This window comes from Actinomadura sp. SCN-SB, from assembly GCF_043906805.1.
GTDB lineage: Bacteria > Actinomycetota > Actinomycetes > Streptosporangiales > Streptosporangiaceae > Spirillospora.
On sequence record NZ_JBIMPP010000020.1, the window covers coordinates 88,891 to 104,007 of the forward strand.

The following is a 15,117-nucleotide window of genomic DNA, read 5'->3' on the forward strand; positions in this document are numbered from 1 at the left end:
GGAGTGGTGCGTGAGCAGGGACTGGCGTGGCTGAGGCGGGACGACCACTGCGCGTCGCCCTGCTCTCGTACCGGAGCAAGCCGCACTGCGGCGGCCAGGGTGTCTACCTGCGCCATCTGAGCCGCGAGCTGGTCGACCTCGGGCACACCGTCGAGGTGCTGTCCGGGCAGCCCTACCCGGAGCTGGACCGCGACGAGATCACGCTGACGAAGGTCCCGAGCCTGGACCTGTACCGGGACGAGGATCCCTTCCGCAACCCGGCGCTGCACGAGTTCCGCGACTGGATCGACGTCCTGGAGTACGCGCACATGCGCACCGGCGGCTTCCCCGAGCCGCTGACCTTCAGCCTGCGGGTCCTGCGCGAGCTGCGGCGCCGCCGGGGCGAGTTCGACGTGGCGCACGACAACCAGGTGCTGGGCCTGGGCAACCTCGGCATCCCCCGGCTGGGCCTGCCGCTGGTCACCAGCATCCACCACCCGATCAGCGTGGACCGGCGCATCGACATCGAGGCCGCCCGCGGGTTCCGGCAGAAGCTGGGCAAGGTCCGCTGGTACGGGTTCGTGTCCATGCAGTCCCAGGTGGCGCGGCGGATCGGGCCGGTGCTGACGGTCTCGGAGTCCTCCAAGGTCGACATCGTCAAGGACTTCAAGGTGGACCCGCGCGACATCGAGATCCTGCCGCTGGGCGTGGACACCCGGATCTTCCATCCGCGCGGTGACCGCACGCCCGGCCGGATCGTGGCCATGGCCAGCGCGGACGCCCCCATCAAGGGGGTGGACGTGCTGCTGCGCGCGGTCGCCAAGGTCGCCACCGAGCGGGACGTGCACGTGGTCGTGGTGAGCCGGCCGCGCAAGGACGGGCCGACCGAGCGGCTGGTGCGCGAGCTGGCGCTCGGCGACCGGGTGCGGTTCGTCAGCGGCATCAGCGACGACGAGCTGGGCGAGCTGCTGGCCACCGCGGAGATCGCCGTCGTCCCGTCCCGGTACGAGGGGTTCTCGCTGCCCGCCGTCGAGCACATGGCGTCCGGCACCCCGCTGGTCGCCAGCCGCGCCGGGGCGCTGCCCGAGGTCGTCGGCGAGGCGGGCGCGCTGGTCCGGCCCGGAGACGTGGAGGAGCTGGCCGCGACCCTGCGCCGCCTGCACGACGACCCGGCCGAGCGGGCCCGGCTGAGCGAGGCGGGGCTGGCGCGCGTCCAGCAGCGGTTCGCGTGGCCCGCCGTGGCGCGCGCCACCGTCGAGCACTACCGCGCCGCGATCGAACAGCAGCGCTACCGGCGGCTCGCCGCCGGTGGGAGCTGACTCCCCGCGGAGGCCGGCGGCGCCCGGCGGCGTCCCCGTACGGAAGGAGAGCACCCTGCTGACCGTGGATTTCCAGCGGTTCGGCGTGACCCCCGGTGAGCGCGTCCTGGACATGGGATGCGGCGCGGGACGGCACGCCTTCGAGCTGTACCGCAGGGGCGCGCACGTGGTCGCCTTCGACCTGGACGCCGACGAGCTGGCCGGGGTGGAGAAGATGTTCGCCGCCATGCGCGCCGAGGGCGAGGCGCCCGAGGAGGCCACCGCCGAGACCGTGCGGGGCGACGCGCTGGACCTGCCGTTCCCCGACGACCACTTCGACAAGATCATCGCGTCCGAGGTGCTGGAGCACATCCCGGACGACATGCGCGCCATGCGGGAGCTGATGCGGGTGCTGCGGCCCGGCGGCCGGCTGGCGGTCACCGTGCCGAGCTGGCTGCCCGAGCGGGTGTGCTGGGCGCTGTCGGAGGACTACCACACCGCGCCCGGCGGGCATGTCCGGATCTACACCCGCGCCGAGCTGGAGGCCAAGCTCAAGGCCACCGGCTTCCGGGTGAACGGCCACCACCACGCCCACGGGCTGCACGCCCCGTACTGGTGGATCAAGTGCGCGGTGGGGGTGAACAACGACGACCACCCGGCCGCGAAGGCGTACCACAGGCTGCTGGTGTGGGACATCATGAAGCGGCCGCTGGCCACCCGGCTGGCCGAGCGCGCGCTCAACCCGCTGATCGGCAAGAGCGTCGTGGTGTACTTCACCAAGCCGGAGGCCGTGGAGGACTCCCGCGCCCGCGGGGGCAAGGAGTCCGCGGATGCGGTCTGAGACCGCCCTTCCGGCGGTGCCCGGCGTGGTCGGCCCCGGCGACGTCCTCGCGACCGCGCGCAGCATCGCCGCGCAGCAGGAGCAGTCGGGGGCGATCCCGTGGTTCAGCCCGACCGCGGGCGTCCCGGGCCATGTGGACGCCTGGAACCATGTCGAGGCCGCGATGGCGCTCACCGTGGCGGGCCTCAGCGAGCCCGCCCGCCGCGCCTACGAGTGGCTGCGCTCCACGCAGAGGCCGGACGGGTCGTGGCCCGCCAAGTGGGTGCTGGGCGAGGTCACCGAACCGGGCGGCGAGTCCAACCACGCCGCCTACGTGGCCGTCGGGGTCTGGCACGAATGGCTGATGACCGGGGACGCGGCGTTCGTACGGCGGATGTGGCCCACGGTCAGGCGCGCCATCGACTTCGTGCTCGGCCTCCAGACCGGGCGCGGCGAGATCCTGTGGATCCGGCACGAGGACGGCACCGCGGGCGACCACGCGCTGCTGACCGGCTGCTCGTCGATCTACCAGTCGCTGCGCTGCGCGGTCGCGCTGGCCGAGGAGCTGGGCGAGCCGGAGCCCGACTGGGAGCTGGCCGCCGACCAGCTCGGCCATGTGGTCGCCGCCCACCCGGAGGCGTTCGCCGACAAGAGCCGCTGGTCGATGGACTGGTACTACCCGATCCTGTCCGGGCCGGTGCGCGGCGAGGCGGCCCAGCGCCGCATCGCCGAGGGCTGGGACACCTTCGTCGTCCCCGGCCTGGGCTGCCGCTGCGTCAACGACCAGCCGTGGGTCACCGCGGCGGAGAGCTGCGAGCTGGTCATGGCGCTGGACGCGGCCGGGCTGCGCGACCGGGCCGTGGAGCTGTTCCGCACGATGCAGCATCTGCGGCACGAGGACGGCTCGTACTGGACGGGCTGGCAGTTCGAGAACCGCAGGCACTTCCCCGGCGACCGCTCCACCTACACGGCCGCCGCGGTCGTGCTGGCCGCCGACGCGCTCGCGGGGACCTCGCCCGGCTCGCGCATCTTCAAGGAGATCGCGGGCCGTCCGCTGGGCCCCTCCGCCGCCGCCGACCCCACGGCGTGCGGCTGCGCCCTCGTCCAGGTCCCCTAGCCGACGGGCGCGTCGCTGACACGTTCCAGAACGCGCAGGGAACCTTCCACATGGCGGTCCGCGAAGGCGCCGCCGGCCAGGGCGCGCTGATAGACGTGGTACGGGGCCTGGCCGCCGTCCGCCGGGTCAGGGAACACGTCGTGGATGACCAGGGCGCCGCCGACCGTCACCCAGGGCGCCCACTGCTCGTAGTCCGCCTGCGCCAGGTCCTCGGCGTGGCCGCCGTCGATGAACAGCAGCGTCAGCGGGGTCCGCCAGAACGCCGCGACGGTGCGCGAGGTGCCCACGATCGCGACGACGTGGTCCTCCACGCCCGCGCCCGCGATGGTCTTGCGGAACGTGGGGAGCGTGTCCATGCGGCCGGTGAGCGGGTCCACCAGGGACGGGTCGTGGTGCTCCCAGCCGGCCTGGTTCTCCTCCGAGCCGTGGTGGTGGTCGACGGTGACGACGGTCGTCCCGGTCGCCTTCGCGGCGGCGCCCAGATAGATCGCGGACTTGCCGCAGTAGCTGCCGATCTCCAGCAGGGGTCCCGCCGTGCCCGGCCGCGAGGCGTACTCGAACGCGGTCCGGTACAGGGCCATGCCCTCGGCGTCGGGCATGAACCCCTTGGCGGCGCGGGCGGCGCGCAGCAGGTCGCTCGGCATGGGGGGCACGTCCGGCCGGGCTGGTGCCGGGACGGGCGGGGCCGCCGTCCCCGTCCGGCCGGACGCCGTGCTGTCGGTCATCGGTCTCCTCCGAGGGACAACGTGATAGCCGGGCACTTTATCCCTTTGATCCGAATGTCCCCGGACCGGGGCGGGTCGAGTCGCCGCCGGGCCGGTCCGTCGCGATCATTTCGGTGAGACCCGGGCGGCCTCCCCGCGAGCCCGGCCTTGCCTCCGGGCGCACCCGGCCGCGACCGCCCGGAACGGCCGCGCCATAATGGAACGCGTTCTATTCCGTAACCTCATCCGCGGCGGAACGGAGACGGAGCCGATGAAGGTAAGCGTCGACCCGATGGTCTGCGAGGCCAACGGGGTCTGCGTCGGGGTCGCCCCCGAGATCTTCGATCTCAACGACGAGGACGAGCTCACCATCGTGCGGCCGGAGGTCCCGGACGACCAGGCCGACCTGGTGCGGCACGCGGTGCGGTCCTGCCCCAAGGCCGCGCTGAGCCTGGACGAGTAGACGAGCGCGGCCCCGGCGGGGCCGCGCTCCCGCGCGATCTCGCGCGTCCTCGCATGCGTTCGCTCACAGCGGTGCCGCCACGGGAGACGTACCCCGGCCGGTATGCCATCCTTCTCCTGTTCGCTGGGCCGCAATCGCAGTCGTTCATGGAGCAGGGGTGGCGTACCGAGGTGAGCCGGGCGCCGGCCGGCGCCGGCTCCGCGTCGTTCCGTCCACGCGGAGGTCGCGGGCTCTGGCCGCCGGGGCGCTGGTCGCCGTGCCCGCCGTCGCCGTGCCGCTGCTGTGGGGGCCGGTGCGCCATGATCCGCGTCCGGCCGGGGCGTCCGCGCCCGCGCCGTCCCCGAGCGGGGCGGCGCCGTCCACGGCCGCCACGACCCTCCCCGGAGGGGTCGAGCGCCGCATCAGGGACGTGCAGGGCGCCGGGCACGTCTCGCCGCTGAAGGGCAAGGCCGTCGCGCGGGTCCCCGGCATCGTGACCGCGGTGACCGACAACGGCTTCTGGATGCAGGACCCGCGGCCCGACCGCGACGCCGCCACCTCGGAAGGCGTGTTCGTCTTCACCCGTACCCGTCCGGGCGTGGCCCCGGGGCACGCGGTGCGCGTGGACGGGCGCGTCAGCGAGTTCCGCACCGGCGGCGCGCGCTCCCCCGGGCTCGGGCGCACGGAGATCGACGCCACCCGTACCGTGGTGGAGGCGCGGGGCGTGCCGCTGCCCGCGCCGGTCATGCTCGGCCCCGGAGGGCGCAGGCCGCCCGCGTCCGTCGTGGACGGCGACCATCCGCCCGGCGGCCCGGCCGGGAACGTCGAGTCCGGCGGCCGGTTCGCGCCCGAGCGGGACGCGATCGACTTCTACGAGTCCCTCGAAGGCATGCGCGTCGCGGTCCGGGACGCCGTCGCGGTCGGCCCGTCCAAGGACGGGGAGATCCCCGTGCTCGCGGCCGGCGGCGCGGGCGCGGGCCCGCGCACCGCGCGCGGCGGGCTCCTCGAACGCGACGGCGACCCCAACCCCGAGCGGATCCTGCTCGACGACGCGCTCGCGGCGCTGCCCTCGGTGAACGTCGGCGACCGGCTGCCCGGCTCCGCCGAGGGCGTGCTCGACTACGCTAACGGCGCGTTCAGGCTGCTGCCCACCACCGTTCCCCGGCGCGCCGACGGCGGGCAGGAGCGCGAGACCACCCGTCCCGCCGGTCCGGACGAGCTGGCCGTCGCCACCGTCGACCTGCGCGGCCTCAGCCCGGAATCGCCCCACGCCCGGTACGAGGCGCTGGCCGCCGACCTGGTGGACGGGCTCAGGTCCCCCGACCTGGTGACGGTCACCGGGCTGCGCGACAACAGCGGCGCCGAGGACGACGGCACCGTGGCCGCCGACCAGACCGTGGCGGAGCTGATCACGGCGATCAGCGCGGCGGGCGGCGCTCCGTACGACTGGCGCTCCATCCCGCCGCGCGACAACGCCGACGGCGGCGAGCGCGGCGCCAACGACCATGTCGGCTTCCTGTTCCGCAGGGACCGCGGACTGGCCTTCGTCGACCGGCCCGCCACCGCGGACCTGGGCGAGGAGCAACCCGGCCGGCCCGCCGCGCCGGTACGGGCGCTGGCGGACGGCCTGGGCGGCGTCCGGCTGAACCTGTCGCCGGGGCGGATCGCCCCGCAGGACGCGGTCTGGAGCCGCGCGCCCAAACCGGTGGCCGCCGAACTGACCTGGCGGGGAACGCCGCTCATCGTCATCGCCGGCCGGTGGTACCCCGTCACCGCCGACGACCAGCCCCTGTTCGGCCGCTACCAGCCGCCGAGCCGTCCCACCGGCTGGCGGCGGGCGGCGCAGGCACGGGTGGTCGCCCGGTTCGTCCGCTCGGTGCGCGCCGTGGACCCGGACGCGGGCATCATCGTGGCCGGCGACCTCAACGAGCCGGAGTCGGCGCCGCCCGTCAAGGAACTGCTGAAGGGCACCGGCCTGCGCGACCTGACCGCGGGACTGCCGGAGAAGGACCGCTACACCGCGATCTCCGGAGGCAACGCCCAGGCCCTCGACCACATCCTGCTGAGCCCGTCCCTGGCCGCCCGCCGCCACGAGCTCGACATCGTGCACCGCAACAGCGAGTTCGCCGACCGCGCCGGCGAGCGCGACCCGTCCGTGGTCCGCATCGGGGCGTCGCCCGCCCGGTAGAGGCTGGGGTGACCGGCGAGCGCTGCCCAAGAGCCGCCGGCCACCCGAGCGACACCAGCATTATCGCCCGATGTACCGGATCCGCTACATGCCGATGGCCGCTTACGGGCACCTTCGCGGACGGTATTCGGGACAGGTCCCAGCCGGGGCATCGGACCGTACCGAACGGATCCCGTGTTTCAGCGCTCCCTCTCAGGGCACCGTGCGTCCGTCATGACCCCCCTTGCGAGGAGTGAACCCATATGGCGGCCAGATACCGGCCTGGAATCGGCATCGTTGGGGTGATCTACATAATCATCGGCGTCTTCGTCGCCTGGGACCGCGGCTACCTCGGCGCGGACCTGCTGCGCCGCGTGGCCGGCGCGCTGCTCGCCATCTTCCTGTGGTTCCTCGTACTGCTCGGCGTGGACCTGACCATCAGCACCTGACCATCACCGCCCGGCCGCCGATACCGCGCTCCCAGCGGCGTACCCCTCACGCACCCCCTGCCCTACCCCAGCGTGAGGGGTACGTCTCGTCCGGGCCACAGAGCCCGCGGCGGGCGTGGACCGGATCCGCCCACACGGTTACTTTCCGGGCATGGCGAAGAAGGATTGCAGTTGCGGTCATGGCGGAAGCTGCTCGTGCCCCAAGGGTTGCGCCTGCGGCTGCAACGGCTAGGGCCTACGGGACGGGCGTGCGCCACAGCATCGGCGTCTCACCGCGATGGTCGCCGCTGACGCCCGTCCCGACGACCTCGCCGCCCACCTGGGTGAGGGCGGTCAGCCGCTGGTGACCGGGGCCGTCGAGCCCGGCGCCGTGCGACGGGACGCGCCGCCAGTCCGCCGCGTCGGCGGTGGCGGGCAGGTCGCCCGCCCACGTCCACAGGACGACGTCCTCGCGGCCCGGCGCGCCGGACGTGGCGGCCAGCAGGAAGCCCTTCGCGGTGGACGTCACGGCCGTCGGCGTGGTCGTCGCGTCCATGCCCGGCGGGAAGCCGGTGACCCACGTGCGCCCGCCGTCGGCCGACCGCGCGACGAACCCGGTGTCGCGCGCCGCCGCGCCCGGCGACGCCGCCATCTTGCCCGAGCCGAGCGCCACCAGTGATCCACCGCGCGCGGCGACCTGGAAGAAGGAGCCCGACACGAGGCCCGGCGGAAGCGCGGGGGACGCGACGGCGCTCCACGTGCGGCCGTCCGCCGAGGTCCAGACGGCGGGGCGTTCGGTGGGCGGCCGCACGCCCGCGCGGCCACGCTCGGGGACCGGGGTGAGCCGCCCGCCGACCGCGACGTACCCGGTGGACGCGACCGTCACGTCCCGCATCGAGCCGGAGCCGGCGAGAGCGTCCCTGCTCGTGGCGGCGCCGCGCGTCCACCGCCGGAGGTCGGTGGAATGCCAGGCCGCCGGCGACCTCCCCGCGACGCCGACCACGACATGGCCACCGGGTCCCGAGACCACGCCCGAGGTCGCCGTGGCCCCGGGCAGGGTGACGGCGGACCAGCTCGTGCCGTCCCGCGAGGTCGTGACGAACGGCGCCGACGTCCGGGTGAGCGGCGCGTCCACGCGGCCGACCGCCAGCCAGCCGCCCGGTCCCGCCGCGACGTCGGTGAGGCGGCGCCGGATCTGCCCCGGCCCGCCCGCGCGCGCCGCCTTCGGATCGGTCACTCGAACGCGGCTCCAGGCGGACCCCCCGCCGGTGCTCCACAGGGCCGCGTCGCCGCCGCTGCTGCCCGCGACCACGAGCCGTCCGCCCGGCCCTTGGACGATCGCGTTCAGCGTGCGTTCCGGACGTACGGCGCCGGGCACCTTGGTGAGGTCCACGGGCGTCACGGGACCGGGCGTGGCCGCCGCGAGCGCGAGGAAGCCGTTGGCGTCGCGGGCCCCGCTGAGCACCGCGCCGCCTCCTTGAAGCACCGCGAGCCCGGTCACCTCCACACCGGGACCGGACGTGCCGGGCGGTCCCACCTCCGAGCCGGGACGCCACGTACGCCCGTCCGCGCTCAGCAGGACCGTGCCCTTGCCTCCGGGGCCGCGCACCAGCGCCGCCAGCCCGCCGAGCGTCCCGGACAGCCGCTCCACGCCCCGGTACCCGGGAACGCTGAGCCTCGCGACCGGCGCCCAGGACGCGCCGTCCCGCGACCCGAACAGCACGCCGTAGAGGGTCGTCTTCCGCTTCTTCTTGTCCTTCTTGGAACCGGTCGTGCTCCTGCCCTCACGCCTGAGGTAGAAGCCGCCCGGCCCGGCGACCAGTCCGCGCACGGGCCCGTACGAACCCTGCGCCTGCGGCACGGTCACCGGCGCCCAGGTACGGCCGCCGTCCGCCGACCGCCACAGGCCCTCACCGCGCACGGCCGTGGTGACCTTGCGCGCCTTGCGCTTGCCCTTGGCCTTCACCGTCCTGGTCACGGTGCGGGTGACCGTCCCGTGCGCGACGAGCGTGTCCCCGGACGCGGCCACAGCGCCGAGCGCGCTCACGCCGGGCACGTTCAGCCGGTCGTTGCGCTGCCACGCGCGCCCGTCGGGTGAGGTCCACACCACGCCCCTGCTGTCGGCGCCGAACGTCCCGCCCGGCGAGTGCACGCCGACCGCCACGAAGCCGCTCGCGGTACGGACGAGCCCGTTCACGCGGTCGTTCGGGCCGAACGGCGCCGCCTCCGTCTCCCTCGTCCACGAGCGGACGTCCACGGCCGTCCACAGGGCGACCTTGCCGGGCCGCGCGGTGTCGCCGATCGCCGCCCACGCCCCGTCGCCGCCCGCCACCAGGCGCGGACGGTCACCCGGCGGAGGCGCGTCCCCGTCCGGCGTCCGCACGGTCGCCAGCCGCCAGCCGCGGCCTCCGTCACCGGACACCAGGAACTGGGCGCGCTCACGCTCCCCCGTCCCGTCCCCGGCCGTCTCCGTGCCGGTGGCGACGACGGTGGACCCGTGCGCGGTCACGTTCGCGAGCCTCTGGACGAGCCCGTCCGCCGCGGCCGGATCGGCCGTGAACCGGTCCTCCGCGGAGACCGCCGCCGCGACCGCCGACCGCGGGCCCGCCTCCTCCCCCCGATCCGACAGCGCGTACGCGACCGCCCCTGCGGCCACCACCAGCACGGCCATGACCGCGACGACCGTGTGGCTGGGCCGCCGCAGCCCCGTCTCATGCCTCTTCGCCGGCGCGCTCTCCCGCGCGGGCGCCTCGACGGCCGCTGCCTTACGCTCGGGCGCCGCCGCGTCCTTCTCAGGCGCCGCCACGTCCTCCTTGTCGGGGGCCGCCGCGGTCTTTCGTTCGGCCGCCGCGTCGACCACCGCACGCGGCGGAGGCTCGGTGCCGGCCCGGTCCTCGGGCACGTTCCCATCGACCCACGGGACGCCCGCCTGCCGCCAAGCCTCGAAGGAGCGCTGCCAGGGAGAGGGCGCCTTCGCGGCACGTTTCTTCGCGCCGGCGCGCTCCGTGAGGGCCTCGTCCGCCCGGAACGCCAGGCGCTTCCGGATCAGCCGGGAGGCGCGGGGACCGGAGAGGTCGTCCCAGGAGGGAGGTTCCGTGCCAGCCACGAGCCGGCCGCCGTCCTGCTCCGGGGTCCTTGCCGTCACGCCCGCTCCTTCGACCGTCGGACCAACGCCATCGCGCGATGGCGCACACCATCCAACCGCGCCGGAACCACACGTGTGCGGACAACCGAGCGATCAGCGGTGAAAGGGTTGCGGGAGCGTTTATATCGCCTCAGGGCGTCCGGAGATGATCTATTACCTCAATCACCCCTTTATAGGCGAACCCCTGGACCTGGACCAGCGGCGCGCCCGGCGACGGGGGGCTGTGGATCTCGCTGGAGACGCCGAGGCCGCCGACCTCCACCCGGGTCCCGGGCGGCACGACGATCCGCGTGTCCGACTTGTAGGACAGCACCCGCAGCGAGATCACCGGCCCGGCCGGCTCGGCCGAGCGCAGGTCGAGCAGGCAGTCGCTCTTGTACGCGGCGAGGGTGTACCGCTCGGGCACCCGCCAGCGCCCGGACCGCCGCAGCACGCTCTTCCACGCCGGCTGGAACCGCCCGGCCGGGCGTGCGCGCACGGCCGCCTCCGGCCGCGCGGGCGACATCGAACGGGAGGCGGGCAGGTCGGCCGACAGCCGGTCGAGCTCGGCGTAGGTACGGGCGGCGAGCACCAGGTCGATGCGCTCGTCCAGTTCCCCGTCGTCCAGGCGTCCCTCGGCGTAGGCCGTGTGCAGGCGGACGAGCACCTCGTCCCGGTCCCGGTCGGAGGCCCGGCCGGACGGTTCGGCGGGCACTGGGACGGGCTCTTTGGCGGGTTCCGCGTCCACGGGGTCGTTCCGTTCGCCGGTGAGGGGTGTCATGCGGGCTCCCTCCTCTGGAAGGCGGGTCGCCCCCGAGCCTGATGCCTCCCGCCGGTGGAGGGTCAAGCCGGAGATCGTAGCGAGGACTCGCGATGTATCTTAACCCGCCCGCCTTGTCATTTCGAGACAACACACCGCATCCCCCGCCACATCCCCTGAAACTCCACCAAGCCCGACAGAACGGCCCAGCCCGAGTCCCCACGAGGGGTGGGGACTCGGGCTGGAGGCGTGGCGGGCCGGTCCGGGCGGAGGGCCGGTCCGGCGGCCGGGGCCGCGAGACCGGGAAGGCGGCGGGTCGCCCGCCGCCTTCCCGTGGTCTCGCCCCCCGGCGTCCGTGCTGCCCGGCGCACCGCTCCTGCGGGTGCGGAGCCCTCGGACCGTGGAACCTCGTGGCCCCGTCGGTGCCGCGGTGTGGGTCCGCGCCTCGTGCCGTGCCCGCAGACCCTGGCCTGCGGCCATGGGCCGCATCGCGGGCCCCCGCGCCGCGTGCTGTCGCGTGCCGGCGCGCGGAGCGCCAAGGCGGGCGGGCCGCCGCATCCCCCAATCCGGCAGGCCCGCCGCACAAGACGGCACGGCCCGGGATGGGCGCCGGCGTACCGCGGAGAACCCCGCGAACCCCGCGGCCACGGACACCGCATCCCTCGGACCGTGCGCAACACAGCATGCACCGCCCCGATCAACAGCGGATCAACGCCGGATCAATGGGTTCCGGGGGCGGTCAGACGACCACCCGGTCACTGTACGCCGTGTCACACTCCCGCGCCACCACCGGTTCCGGTGCCAAGGCGGCTCCGGCGGTGGCGCTCCGCTCCGGCGGCCGGTCAGTCCTTCGCGAACGCGGCGTCGAAGGACGTCTCCGGTAGCTCGATCGCGGCCAGGGCGCGGACGAACTCCAAGGACTGGGGCGCGCCCTGCAGGCGGTCCATGCCGGCGTCCTCCCACTCGACGGAGATCGGGCCGTCATAGCCGATCGCGTTCAGGGCACGGAAGCAGTCCTCCCACGGCACGTCTCCGCGGCCGGTGGAGATGAAGTCCCAGCCGCGCCGCATGTCGCCCCAAGGCAAGTGGGACGACAGCCGGCCGCGGCGGCCATCGCTGGTGCGGACCTTGGTGTCCTTGCAATCGACGTGGTAGATCCGGTCCTTGAAGTCCAGGAGGAAGTTGACCGGGTCCAGTTGCTGCCAGACGAAGTGCGACGGGTCCCAGTTGAGGCCGAACGCGGGCCGGTGCCCGATGGCCTCCAGGGTGCGCACCGTCGTCCAGTAGTCGTAGGCGATCTCGCTGGGGTGCACCTCGTGCGCGAAGCGGACGCCGACCTCGTCGAACACGTCCAGGATCGGGTTCCAGCGGTCGGCGAAGTCGGCGTAGCCGCGCTCGATCATCGCGGGCGGCACCGGCGGGAACATCGCGACGGTGTGCCAGATGGACGAGCCGGTGAACCCCACGACCGTCTTCACGCCGAGCTCGGCCGCGGCGCGCGCGGTGTCCTTCATCTCCTCGGCGGCACGGCGGCGCACGCCCTCGGGGTCACCGTCGCCCCAGATGTGCGGGGGAAGGATCGCCTCGTGCCGCTCGTCGATCGGGTGGTCGCAGACGGCCTGCCCGACCAGATGGTTGGAGATCGCCCACACCTTCAGGCCGTGCTCGGCCAGAATCTCCAGCTTCCGCGGGACGTAGGAGTCGTCGGCCAGCGCCTTGCCGACCTCGAAGTGGTCGCCCCAGCAGGCGATCTCCAGCCCGTCGTAGCCCCAGCCGGCCGCGAGCCGGCACACCTCCTCGAACGGCAGGTCGGCCCACTGGCCGGTGAACAGGGTGACAGGTCGGGCCATCACGCGCTCCCTTCGGTGTCGTTCCGGGGACGGACCCCCTGGTCCCCGGCGCCGCCCCCGTCGTCGGGGACGGCGGTCCAGTGGCCTTCGTTCCCGGCGCTCGCCTCCACCGCGTCCAGTACCCGCTGGACGCGCAGCCCGTCGGCGAACGACGGGCTCGGATCGGTGCCCTCGGCGATGGCCGTGAGCAGGTCGGCGAGCTGGTGGGTGAAGGTGTGCTCGTACCCGAGCAGGTGGCCGGGCGGCCACCACGCGCCCGCGTACGGATGGTCGGGCTCGGTGACCAGGATCCGGCGGAACCCGGACGTCGCGGACGGCTCGGTGTGGTCGTGGAACCACAGCTCGTTCAGCGCCTCCAGGTCGAAGGCCAGGCTGCCGTCCGAGCCGTTGACCTCCAGCCGCAGCGCGTTCTTGCGGCCGGCGGCGAACCGGGTCGCCTCGAACGAGGCCAGCGCGCCGCCGGAGGTGCGGGCGAGGAACAGCGCGGCGTCGTCCACCGTGACCTCGCCGGTGCCGGTGCCGTCCGCGAGGGGACGCTCCCGGACGAACGTCTCGGTCAGCGCCGACACGCCGGTGATGGTCTGCCCGGTGACGAACTGGGCGGCGTCGATGATGTGCGCGCCGAGGTCGCCGAGCGAGCCCGAGCCCGCCCGTTCCCGTTCCAGCCGCCACGCCATCGGGGCCGCGGGGTCGCTCAGCCAGTCCTGCAGGTACTGGGCGCGGACGTGCCGGATCGTGCCGAGCCGCCCCTCCTCGACCAGCCGGCGGGCCAGCGTGAGCGCCGGGACCCGCCGGTAGTTGAAGCCGACCATCGAGCGCACCCCGCGGGCCCGCGCCCGCTCGGCCGCCGCCACCATCGCCTCGGCCTCGGCGACGGTGTTGGCCAGCGGCTTCTCGCACAGGACGTGCTTGCCGGCCTCCAGCGCCGCCACCGCGATCTCGGCGTGGCTGTCGCCCGGCGTGCAGATGTCGACGAGCTGGACGTCGTCGCGGTGGATCAGCTCCTTCCAGTCGGTCTCCACCGCGGCCCAGCCCAGGTCCCGCGCCGCCGCGGCGGTCCGCTCCGCGGAGCGTCCGGCCAGCGCGGCCGGCACGGGGGTCAGCGGCGGTCGGAAGAACGGCCCCACGCTCCGCCATCCCTGGGAGTGGGCGCGCCCCATGAACGCGTACCCCACCATCCCGACGCCGATGCTCGTCATGTGCGTCCCCTCTCGGTCACGGGGCCCCTCCGGTGGTCGGAAGGAGCCCCACAGGCTCACGGCCGCTCGGCGGCCGGGTCACGGCGCGCCGCACGGCCCGGCTCACGACTCGAAGCCGAGCGGCAGGTACCGGTCGACGTTCTGCTTGGTGATCGTCTCCGAGGCGAGCGTGATCGACTGCGGCACCTGCTGCTCCACGAGGTCGGCCATGCCCTTTCCCTGCGCGATCAGCCGGGCGATCCGGATCGCGGAGGAGGCCATGGACGGACTGTAGGTGACGGTGGCCTCCAGCACGCTGTTGCCGCCCTTGATCTCCCGCATGGCGTTGGCCGAGCCGGCGCCGCCGACCATGAAGAACTCGTTGCGGCCCGCCTGCTTGATGGCGGCGAGCACGCCCACGCCCTGGTCGTCGTCCTGGTTCCACATCGCGTCGATCTTCTTGTGCGCCTGGAGCAGGTTGGTGGCGACCTGGTTGCCGGACTCCACCGTGAACTTGGCGTCCTGCTTGGCGGTGACGCTGAAGCCGTACGTCTTCAGCGCGTCGGCGAAGCCGCGGCTGCGGTCCTGGGTGAGCGGCAGCGTGGCGATGCCCTGGATCTCCACGATCACCGGGTTGGTGACGCCCTTCTGCTTGAGCTTGCCGCCGATGTAGTGGCCGGCCGCGACGCCCATGCCGTAGTTGTCGCCGCCGATCCAGGTCCGGTACGAGAGCTTGTCGGGGAGGATCCGGTCCAGGTTGACCACCGGGATCCCGGCGTCGCTGGCCTTGCGCGCCACCTGGTTGAGCTGCTCGCCGTCGTTGGGCAGCAGCACCAGCACGTTCACCTTGGCCGAGATCAGCGACTCCACGGCGGAGATCTGCTGGTTGATGTCGTTGGTGGGCTCGACGGGACGGAACGTCACGTCCGAGTACCGCTTGGCGGTGGCCTCGGCGTTCTTGGTGATGGCCGCGATCCAGCCGTGGTCGGCGGCGGGCGCGGAGAACCCGATGGTCACCTTCTTGCCGGGCTTGTCGTTGTCGCCGGCGTTGTTCCCGACCTGCGCGGCCGGGGCGGTCGGCTCCTCGGGCTCGTTGCTGGTGCAGGCGGCGGCGAGGCCGCCGGCCGCGACGACGGCGCCGCCGAACAGCAGGTTGCGGCGGCTCGGCCTGGTGGTGTCGCTCATGGCTGCTCCTGATCGGGGTGGGGGGTGAGATGGGACGTCGGGAGCCGGACGAACGGACGGGGGGC

The 15,117-nt window shown here is 74.0% G+C and carries 12 protein-coding genes; 6 read left to right on the forward strand and 6 right to left on the reverse strand.

Translation table 11 applies throughout. The features are described 5' to 3' along the window. Positions 1 to 26 precede the first annotated feature (26 nt). Genes ACGWYJ_RS15855 through ACGWYJ_RS15865 form a run of 3 tightly spaced genes read left to right on the forward strand, consistent with a single transcriptional unit; the run spans position 27 to position 3,214 of the window. A complete protein-coding gene (locus ACGWYJ_RS15855; RefSeq protein WP_395106735.1) occupies positions 27 to 1,298 on the forward strand; it encodes a glycosyltransferase family 4 protein in 1,272 nt (423 codons plus the stop codon). 55 nt (positions 1,299 to 1,353) lie between these two features. Continuing rightward, a complete protein-coding gene (locus ACGWYJ_RS15860) occupies positions 1,354 to 2,118 on the forward strand; it encodes a class I SAM-dependent methyltransferase (RefSeq protein WP_395106755.1) in 765 nt (254 codons plus the stop codon). Next, positions 2,108 to 3,214: a prenyltransferase gene (locus tag ACGWYJ_RS15865; RefSeq protein WP_395106736.1), complete on the forward strand. Its 1,107-nt coding sequence runs from the start codon at positions 2,108 to 2,110 to the stop codon at positions 3,212 to 3,214. Before ACGWYJ_RS15860 ends, ACGWYJ_RS15865 begins: the two co-directional genes overlap by 11 nt. On the opposite strand, the gene ACGWYJ_RS15870 is transcribed toward ACGWYJ_RS15865, so the two are convergent. Next, a complete protein-coding gene (locus ACGWYJ_RS15870; protein WP_395106756.1) occupies positions 3,211 to 3,858 on the reverse strand; it encodes a class I SAM-dependent methyltransferase in 648 nt (215 codons plus the stop codon). The two genes, ACGWYJ_RS15865 and ACGWYJ_RS15870, sit on opposite strands and share 4 nt — an antisense overlap. A 331-nt stretch (positions 3,859 to 4,189) precedes the next feature. On the opposite strand from ACGWYJ_RS15870, the gene ACGWYJ_RS15875 reads away from it, so the two are divergent. The 3 genes from ACGWYJ_RS15875 (at position 4,190) to ACGWYJ_RS15885 (ending at position 6,976) form a co-directional block, all read left to right on the forward strand. Beyond that, positions 4,190 to 4,381 carry a ferredoxin gene (locus tag ACGWYJ_RS15875; protein ID WP_395106737.1) on the forward strand — a complete coding sequence of 64 codons (192 nt, stop codon included), beginning with the start codon at positions 4,190 to 4,192 and terminating at the stop codon, positions 4,379 to 4,381. 157 nt (positions 4,382 to 4,538) lie between these two features. Then, positions 4,539 to 6,548: an endonuclease/exonuclease/phosphatase family protein gene (locus tag ACGWYJ_RS15880; RefSeq protein ID WP_395106738.1), complete on the forward strand. Its 2,010-nt coding sequence runs from the start codon at positions 4,539 to 4,541 to the stop codon at positions 6,546 to 6,548. 281 nt (positions 6,549 to 6,829) lie between these two features. Next, positions 6,830 to 6,976 carry a hypothetical protein gene (locus ACGWYJ_RS15885; protein WP_395106739.1) on the forward strand — a complete coding sequence of 49 codons (147 nt, stop codon included), beginning with the start codon at positions 6,830 to 6,832 and terminating at the stop codon, positions 6,974 to 6,976. Positions 6,977 to 7,211: 235 nt separating this feature from the next. On the opposite strand, the gene ACGWYJ_RS15890 is transcribed toward ACGWYJ_RS15885, so the two are convergent. The 5 genes from ACGWYJ_RS15890 to ACGWYJ_RS15910 all read right to left on the reverse strand — a co-directional run bounded on the left by ACGWYJ_RS15890 (position 7,212) and on the right by ACGWYJ_RS15910 (position 15,052). Then, positions 7,212 to 10,100: a hypothetical protein gene (locus ACGWYJ_RS15890; RefSeq protein ID WP_395106740.1), complete on the reverse strand. Its 2,889-nt coding sequence runs from the start codon at positions 10,098 to 10,100 to the stop codon at positions 7,212 to 7,214. Positions 10,101 to 10,230: 130 nt separating this feature from the next. Continuing rightward, positions 10,231 to 10,860 carry a DUF1707 domain-containing protein gene (locus ACGWYJ_RS15895; RefSeq protein WP_395106741.1) on the reverse strand — a complete coding sequence of 210 codons (630 nt, stop codon included), beginning with the start codon at positions 10,858 to 10,860 and terminating at the stop codon, positions 10,231 to 10,233. 821 nt (positions 10,861 to 11,681) lie between these two features. Continuing rightward, the gene (locus ACGWYJ_RS15900; RefSeq protein ID WP_395106742.1) at positions 11,682 to 12,689 is read right to left on the reverse strand and encodes a sugar phosphate isomerase/epimerase family protein; all 1,008 of its coding nucleotides are present in this window, start codon (positions 12,687 to 12,689) and stop codon (positions 11,682 to 11,684) included. Beyond that, on the reverse strand, positions 12,689 to 13,888 hold the full coding sequence (locus ACGWYJ_RS15905) for a Gfo/Idh/MocA family protein (RefSeq protein ID WP_395106743.1): 1,200 nt from the start codon (positions 13,886 to 13,888) through the stop codon (positions 12,689 to 12,691). The genes ACGWYJ_RS15900 and ACGWYJ_RS15905 overlap by 1 nt, the downstream gene beginning before the upstream one ends. 102 nt (positions 13,889 to 13,990) lie before the next feature. After that, the gene (locus ACGWYJ_RS15910; protein WP_395106744.1) at positions 13,991 to 15,052 is read right to left on the reverse strand and encodes an ABC transporter substrate-binding protein; all 1,062 of its coding nucleotides are present in this window, start codon (positions 15,050 to 15,052) and stop codon (positions 13,991 to 13,993) included. Positions 15,053 to 15,117 lie beyond the last annotated feature (65 nt).

Excerpts from the sequence above, each read along its gene's own strand:
- ACGWYJ_RS15865 (WP_395106736.1), top strand. The coding sequence starts at position 2,108 with ATGCGGTCTGAGACCGCCCTTCCGGCGGTGCCCGGCGTGGTCGGCCCC.
- ACGWYJ_RS15900 (WP_395106742.1), bottom strand. The coding sequence starts at position 12,689 with ATGGCCCGACCTGTCACCCTGTTCACCGGCCAGTGGGCCGACCTGCCG.
- ACGWYJ_RS15910 (WP_395106744.1), bottom strand. The coding sequence starts at position 15,052 with ATGAGCGACACCACCAGGCCGAGCCGCCGCAACCTGCTGTTCGGCGGC.
- ACGWYJ_RS15905 (WP_395106743.1), bottom strand. The coding sequence starts at position 13,888 with ATGACGAGCATCGGCGTCGGGATGGTGGGGTACGCGTTCATGGGGCGC.
- ACGWYJ_RS15875 (WP_395106737.1), top strand. The coding sequence starts at position 4,190 with ATGAAGGTAAGCGTCGACCCGATGGTCTGCGAGGCCAACGGGGTCTGC.
- ACGWYJ_RS15870 (WP_395106756.1), bottom strand. The coding sequence starts at position 3,858 with ATGCCGAGCGACCTGCTGCGCGCCGCCCGCGCCGCCAAGGGGTTCATG.
- ACGWYJ_RS15895 (WP_395106741.1), bottom strand. The coding sequence starts at position 10,860 with ATGACACCCCTCACCGGCGAACGGAACGACCCCGTGGACGCGGAACCC.